Raw genomic sequence first — 1,099 nt, forward strand, 5'->3', positions numbered from 1 at the left:
AGCTTTTCCTAGTCTCTAGTTTCTCGAAGCGAAGCGTCTAGTCTCTTTCCGTATTCCGTAATCTTTCCCTAGGACCTAGGATCTCCCCCAACAAGGACGTAACCATGCCCAACACCTCAATAAACAATGAAACCCTCACCGTCACCCACCACGGTGGCTATCAAACCGTGACTGGTTCGTGTCACCAAGTGGATATAAAACCAAGCGTCTTACGCTTGCTGATTGACTGCGGTCAATACCAAGGTGATGAAATGCGAGAGGCGAGGGTAAACCTTAATAGCAAACGCATTGATGCGCTGATCCTCACTCACGCCCATATCGATCACTGTGGTTTGCTGCCTTGGCTACTGGCGGCCGGCTTTAACGGCCCCATTTATTGCACTGAAGCCACTGCGGAGCTGGTGCCGCTATTGATTGACGATACTTTAAAGCTGCAACTCAACATGAATTACGGTGATCGTCAGCGGGTACTTGAGCACATTTGCCAGTTAACCGTGACCTTGCCTTACAACAGCTGGCACCGGCTAAAGCCTAAGCAAAAAGGGCAGCCAGCAACCTATTTGCGCTTGCAACCGGCCGGGCATATTTTGGGGTCATCCTACGTAGAGTTAAAACTGCCGGACCAACAACGGGTAGTGTTCTCGGGCGATTTAGGGCCCAGCAACACGCCACTGCTACCTGATCCAATACCGCCAAGCCGTGCCGATATTTTGTTTTTAGAATCTACCTACGGTGATAAAACCCATGAATCCGTCGCCACCCGCGCCCAGCGGCTCGAGGCGATTATTCAACGCTCACTCGAAGACGGTGGCGCAATATTAATCCCAGCGTTTAGTGTCGGCCGCACCCAAGAGCTGTTGTTTGATATTGAGCAGCTTATCTACCAAAAGCAGCTTGATAAGGCGCTTCCCATCATTCTCGACTCGCCCATGGCGCAAAAGGTGACGCGTCACTATCGCCAGTTTAAAAAGCTATGGAGCAAAGAGGCCAAAACCAAGCTTAATCAACACCGTCATCCGTTAGCCTTTGAGCAATGCATCACCATTGATGAACACAGCCAACACATGGCATTGGTGAACCGCCTAAAACAAAGCGGCGA

General features: G+C 50.6%; 1 protein-coding gene. It reads left to right on the forward strand.

The features are described from left to right. Positions 1 to 104: 104 nt before the first annotated feature. The coding region (locus tag C7A19_RS15485) for an MBL fold metallo-hydrolase (RefSeq protein WP_155522580.1) at positions 105 to 1,099 on the forward strand (995 nt) is incomplete at its 3' end.

The organism is Salinivibrio sp. HTSP, from assembly GCF_003390965.1.
In the GTDB taxonomy this organism is placed as follows: domain Bacteria; phylum Pseudomonadota; class Gammaproteobacteria; order Enterobacterales; family Vibrionaceae; genus Salinivibrio; species Salinivibrio kushneri.